At 61.4% G+C, this 6,261-nt stretch carries 6 protein-coding genes; 5 read left to right on the plus strand and 1 reads right to left on the minus strand.

The window, feature by feature from the left end; genetic code table 11:
• The 3 genes from ACRXB1_RS27595 to ACRXB1_RS27605 all read left to right on the plus strand — a co-directional run.
• On the plus strand, window positions 1–687 hold a 687-nt coding region (locus ACRXB1_RS27595), incomplete at its 5' end, for a LysR substrate-binding domain-containing protein (protein WP_449493832.1).
• A 13-nt stretch (window positions 688–700) separates the two neighbouring features.
• A complete protein-coding gene (locus ACRXB1_RS27600; RefSeq protein WP_449493833.1) occupies window positions 701–1,024 on the plus strand; it encodes an HNH endonuclease in 324 nt (107 codons plus the stop codon).
• Between the two features lie 67 nt (window positions 1,025–1,091).
• Window positions 1,092–1,559 carry an LEA type 2 family protein gene (locus tag ACRXB1_RS27605; RefSeq protein WP_155524355.1) on the plus strand — a complete coding sequence of 156 codons (468 nt, stop codon included), beginning with the start codon at window positions 1,092–1,094 and terminating at the stop codon, window positions 1,557–1,559.
• Between the two features lie 41 nt (window positions 1,560–1,600).
• On the opposite strand, the gene ACRXB1_RS27610 is transcribed toward ACRXB1_RS27605, so the two are convergent.
• Window positions 1,601–2,758, minus strand: a complete 1,158-nt coding sequence (locus ACRXB1_RS27610; protein WP_375508403.1) for a branched-chain amino acid ABC transporter substrate-binding protein — start codon at window positions 2,756–2,758, stop codon at window positions 1,601–1,603.
• 788 nt (window positions 2,759–3,546) lie between these two features.
• Here ACRXB1_RS27610 and ACRXB1_RS27615 point away from each other — a divergent pair.
• Together ACRXB1_RS27615 and ACRXB1_RS27620 are read left to right on the plus strand one after the other, a co-directional pair.
• Window positions 3,547–4,995 (plus strand): carbohydrate porin, encoded by a 1,449-nt coding sequence (locus tag ACRXB1_RS27615; RefSeq protein ID WP_449493834.1) that lies wholly within the window; start codon window positions 3,547–3,549, stop codon window positions 4,993–4,995.
• A gap of 51 nt (window positions 4,996–5,046) precedes the next feature.
• Window positions 5,047–6,159 (plus strand): NHL repeat-containing protein, encoded by a 1,113-nt coding sequence (locus ACRXB1_RS27620; protein WP_086381217.1) that lies wholly within the window; start codon window positions 5,047–5,049, stop codon window positions 6,157–6,159.
• Window positions 6,160–6,261: the final 102 nt, after the last annotated feature.

The raw sequence follows: 6,261 nt of genomic DNA on the forward strand, positions 1-6,261 counted from the left end.
TCGCAGATCACCGAAGCGCTCGAGCGCAGCGGCGCGCAGTCGGGCACCTTGCGCGTGAAATGCCCGACGTGCGCCATGCGCTGGATCTTGCCGCGCGTGATCCGTCTGCAGAACGAGAGGCCGGAACTGGTGATCGAGGTGACGGCGGCGGTGTCCCATGGGGTGGAATTCAACGCCGAGCAATTCGATGCCGCCATCGTTTTCGGTCAGCCGGCGCTGAAGGGCGTGAGTTCGCATCATCTCTTCGACGAAGTCCTTACGCCCGTCTGCGCGCCTGGTTTGCTCAAGCGCGTGACGCGCGACATCACGCCGGACGACCTCGCCGAACAAACCCTGCTGCATCCCACACGCGACCGGCGCGACTGGCTGAGGTGGCTTGCAGCTTATGGGTATCGTGGATTGCCGTCGGCGAAAGCGCAGCACTTCGACACGCTCGACCTTGCGATTTCATCAGCGATGCAGGGCTTGGGCGTGACGATCGGGGATTTGTCGTTGATCGAAGAGGATTTGCTCGCGCAACGGATCGTCACACCGTTTTCGCTTTGCGTGCCGAGCGGAGCTTCGTATTACCTGATTTATCCGGAACGCCCGGCGGCATCGAAGGTATTGAGCGAGTTTGCCGAGTGGATGGAAGGCGAGGCCGCGCTGACGCGGGCGGGGCTTTCGAGGTATCTGGAACGGGCGTAAACAATTTTCCGCTATGGCAAAACGCGTCCCCGAGCCCTGGTACAAACCACCTGCCGCCGATGAATCCTGCGCGCTATGCGGCCGGCCGGTTCCGGCAAGCCAGCGCGACGAACATCACCTCGTGCCCAAGTCGAAGGGCGGCAAGGACGTCGCGGTGCTGCATCGGGTCTGCCACAGGCAATTGCACGCGCTTTTTAGCGAAGGTCAGCTCGCGAAGGAATATTCGACCGTCCAGGCGTTGCTCGCCAATGACGATGTCCGCAAGTTCGTCGACTGGGTGAGGACCAAGCCGCCCGGCTTCTACGAACGAACCCGGCGAAGCTCCACGAAGCGATAGGCGTCGAGTCGCGAGTGTGTCCATGCCGCTATAGTGGGCGACCACACTCAACTTCATGGATCACGCGATGCGTCTGTTTTTTGCCGGGCTTTTTTTGGTGCTGGGCCTCGCCGGTTGCGCGAGTCTGTTCGATCGCGATGCGCCACGCGTGAGTGTTGCGGGCATCGAACCGATTGCAGGGCAGGGGCTCGAGCTGCGGTTTGTCGTGAAGCTGCGCGTGCAGAACCCCAACGAAACGCCGATCAACTACGACGGCATAGCGCTGGACCTCGAACTCGACGGCAAACCATTCGCGAGCGGCGTGAGCGACGCACGCGGAACATTGCCGCGTTTCGGCGAGACCGTGTTGAATATCCCGTTGACGGTTTCCGCATTCGCCGCCGCGAGGCAGGCATTCGGCCTCTCCGGCGTGATGCAGCGAGGCAGCGTGCCCTACACCGTGCGCGGGAAGCTCGCGGGCAACATGTTCGGCAGCGTGCGCTTTACCAGTTCCGGGACGATCAAATTACCCGCCTCATTGCAAGGCGGGTACTGAAGAGGGCGGCAATCGCCTGATTGCCGCCCTCTTCATGACGCTTACGTGCCGCTCTTCGTGACAATCGGCACCCAGGCGCCGCTCTTGACCTGGTACATCGTAGAGGAAGCGTTCTTCAAGGCGCCTTTGTCATCGAAAGCGATGGTTCCGGTGATCCCCGGAAACGAGATCGCTTTCAACACCGGCCGATACACCTTCGGATCGATCGATCCCGCTTTTTCCATTGAGTTGATCGCCGCCCACGCCGCGTCATAGCCGAACGGCGCGTACGACAGGATCGCAACGCCAAACCGCTTCTGGAACTTGTCGGCGAACGCCTTGCCTTGCGGCATCTTTTCAAGCGGGCTGCCGTATTCCCAGGCCATCACACCTTCGGCTGTGTCGCCGGCGAGCTTCAGGAAGTCAGCATCCATCACGCCGCCGCCGCCCACGAGCTGCGCGTTGACGCTCAACTGCTTCATCCGCTTGGCCACGGCCGCAGCTTGCCGGTCGAGGCCGCCGAAGAAGATCAGGTCCGCGCCCGCGCCCTTGAGCGCCGTCAGTTGCGCCGAGAAATCGACGGTTTGATTGTCGCTGAACTGACGCGCGATGATCGAGCCGCCGGCTGCTTTTACGGCCTTCTCGAACTCGTCAGCTTCGCCCTGGCCGAAGGCCGTGCGGTCATCGATGATCGCGATCTTCTTCGCCTTCGTGACCTTCACCGCGTAGGTCCCGGCGTTGCCGGCGTTCTGGGCATCGCTGGAAATGACGGTGAAGACGTTGTCGAAACCGCGTTCCGTGATGGTCGGATTGGTTGCGGCTGGATCGATCACGGGAATGCCCGCGTTTTGATAGACCTGCGACGCGGGAATCGTCGTGCCCGAATTGAAGTGTCCGACGACCACGGCGACGCCGCCATCCACGAGCTTTTGCGCCGCCTGCACGCCCACGCGCGGGTCGGCCTGGTCGTCTTCAGCCTGGATGATGAAGTTGGCCGTCTTGCCGCCGATCTGGATCTTCTTGGCGTTGGCTTCATCGAGTGCAAGCTGCACGCCGTTCTGCAAGTCCTTGCCATAACCGGCGTTTGCGCCCGTCAGCGGCGCGGCGAAACCGACCTTCACATCGATGTTTTCAGCAGCGGCGGACAGTGGCAACGCACCCACGGCGGCAGCACACGCGATGATCCAGGCAAGCGGTTTGAGACTTGTTCGAAGATGCATATTTTCTTCTCCTTCGGGTTGGACAGGTCGGGCGGCCAGGACGGTTTATTGGTTTGATGACGCGGTTCAGCATCAGGAATGAACCATGGCCGATTTACCTCGGCAAGGCGGATTTCCCCGCGTCGTCATTATGGTGTCGACGAAATAACTGCTTAAACCAAACCGGGCTTTAAACGCGAGGAAATGCGATTCATCGCCACCAGCAATTTAGGAAGCCAAATTAGCGGCGTCTTGGCAGTTCATCGCGTTCGCGATGCGCATTTCGGCATAGCGGATTTAGCTGAAGCCAAACGGGGCCACCGGACGGAAGGCCCGCCCGGATTGATTCATTTACGCGTTTGTTCAATACAACAGATCGCAGTGTCAACCCATGCCTGAAGATTGCGGCACAAATCAGCTCGGACCGGGGGAATGCTTTCAAGAGACTGGGAATTAATCATATATATCGAAAGCATTACGGATTAATTTCATCCAAGTCATTGAAGGACTTGCGAAAACGGCTAGTTGTAATGTGGTCTTCAACTCGGTGTAATTATAATGAGAATCGTTCTCATTTGTGTTGACGATTAGGGATCGTCTCGGTACGATTCGGTCGCCGGTGCCTTATGGAGAACGGTTCCGCAGAGATCTTCGATATGCGTCGATACCACGCAACCGGCGATTACCGCCGGCGAAAAAGGTCTCAAGAATAATCAACGCGACGCTCGCGTTCGCTTCAATCGCCGCGACAGCCGCCGCAACAAAGACAAAGGATTTCGATGCAACCCGTCCACCCGGTCCAACGCGATATGCGCGTTTCGAAAGCGCCCTTGCGCCGTGCCTTGCTGAGTGCGTGGCTTGCGCTGGCTTCATCGGCGGCAATGGCAGCCGGCAACCCGGCGAATCCGGACGCGACACCCACGGACGCGCCTGAGGCCGACCTGAACATCCAGGCGCAACAAGCGGGTCAATGGACGGGTGTGTGGACCCGCTCGACCTTGCTCGGCGACATGGGCGGCATCCGCTCGTTCCTCGGTAAATACGGCGTCTCGCTCCAGGCGACGGAAACATCGGAGTACCTGGCCAACGTGCGCGGCGGCCTGAAAACCGGCGGCACCTACGACGGCCTGACCACGGTCACCCTCGGCCTCGATACGCAAAAGGCTTTCGGCTGGGAAGGCGGCACGTTCAACGCGAGCGCGTTGCAGATCCATGGCCGCAACCTGAGCCAGTACAACCTTGGAACGCTCAACACGGCGAGCGGCATTGAAGCGCAGGACACGACGCGTCTCTGGGAACTCTGGTACCAGCAATCGTTCTTGAACAAGCGCGTGGACGTGAAGGTCGGCCAGCAAAGTATCGACCAGGAGTTCATGGTCAGCTCGTACGCGGCCACCTTCGTGAACACCATGTTCGGCTGGCCGGGCCTGCCGTCCTACGACATGCCCTCGGGCGGTCCGGCTTATCCGCTGTCCGCGCTCGGTGTGCGGGTGCGCGGCCAGATCACGCCGGCGATCACGGCATTGGCGGGCGTCTACGACGGCGATCCGCTCGGCAACAACCCGAGCAATCTCAGTGGCACGAACTTCAACCTGCATAACGGCGCGCTGTACATAGGCGAGTTGCAGTACGCGATCAACCAGCCGTCCGATGGCGAAATGGTCGGCCTGCCGCAAAGCGGTTTGCCGGGCACGTACAAGATCGGCTTCTGGTACAACAACGAACGTTTCGACGACCAGGGTATCGACGATACCGGTCTGTCGCTCGCCAATCCGGCGAGCAGCGGCAACGCGCAATCGCACCGCGGGAACTACAGTTTCTACGCGGTCGCGGACCAGATGATCTGGCGCCCCGACCCGGATGAACCGCGCAGTATCGGCGTGTTTGCGCGCGTGATGGGTGCGCCGGGCGACCGCAACCTCGTGAGCCTTTCGGCGAACGCGGGCATCGTGATGAAGGCGCCGTTCAAGGGGCGCGACAACGACAGCGTCGGCATCGGCCTCGCGTACATCAAGGTCGGCAATCACGTGCACGATCTCGACGTGCAGAGCGCGGCGTTCAGCGGCGGCCCGTACGGCGTGCGCACCAGCGAAACCGCGGTCGAAGCCACGTATCAATATCAGGTCACGCCGTGGTGGATCATGCAGGGCGACCTGCAATACACCTTCAACGCAGGCGCGGGCCAGAACCCGAACGACCCGACTGCGGCCTTGCGCAATACCCTCGTGGTCGGCGTGCGCACCACCATTACCTTCTGATCGACGGGACTCGTGACCATGAACCTCGATGCACGCACCCGGAACACTCGCATGAAAAAACTTATCGGCATCATCGCGCTTGCGGGCGGCCTTGCAGGAACCGCCGCACAAGCAGCGCCCGTCGGCTTTCTCGAAACGCTGCATAGAAACACCACGCTCGTGAACACCGTTCCGTCCAACGGCGACCAGAATCCGTATGCGCTCGTGGTCGCGCCGGTTTCAAGCGGGACGGTCAAGCAGGGCGACGTGCTGGTCGGCAACTTCAACAATGCCGCCAACTTGCAGGGCACCGGCAGCACCATCGTCAACTATCACCCTGACACCAAGGAGCTGAGCGTCTTCGCCACCGTGCCGCGCGACTTGAAGGAATGCCCGGGCGGTATCGGCCTCTCGACCGCGATGACCATGCTCAAGTCGGGCTGGGTGATCGTCGGCAGCACGCCGAGCAATGACGGCACGACCAACACGAAGGGCGCCGGCTGCCTGATCGTGCTGGACAACCAGGGCAAGGTTGCATCGACGATCGTGAGCCCGAACATCAACGATCCGTGGGGCAACATGGCGGTGGTCGACAACGGCGATCACGCGACGCTCTTCGTGAGCAACGCGGGCTTCGGTGTGGGCGCCGCGGACGGCACGCCGCCGGTCTTCAAGCAGGCGACCATCCTGCGCCTGGACCTGGATATTCCCGAGGGCCGTGCGCCCGTCGTGAAGCAGGAAACCGTGATCGCGAGCGGCTTCGGCGCGCAGGCGGACAAGGGCGTGTTCCTGGTCGGGCCGACGGGACTGGCGTTGTCTCAGGATCAGAAGTTGTTGTACGCGTCGGACGCCATCGGCAACCGTGTAACGGAAATCGATGACCCCATGACGCGCGACACCAGCGCGGGTGTCGGCCGCCAGTTGACCGCCGACGGCTTCCTGCATCGGCCGCTCGCGATGGTGACCGCGCCCAACGGGCACCTGCTGGTCACGAACGCGTTGAACGGCCAGGTGGTGGAGATCGATCCCGCGACGGGCAAGCAACTGTATGCACGCTGGATCGATACCGACAAGGCGCAATCGCCCCCGGGCAACGGCGACTTGTTCGGCATTGCGCTGACGCCGGAAGGCGACGGTTTCTATTACGTCCAGGACGATGTGAACACGCTGGTCCTGGCGAAGTAACACGCAACACGTAACAAGGCAGGGCGACATCATGGCAAACGATCAGGATCCACCACGCAGGCGCTTTCTCAAAGCGGGCGTTGCCGCGGGCGCGGTGGTGGT

The organism is Caballeronia sp. M23-90, assembly GCF_053574605.1.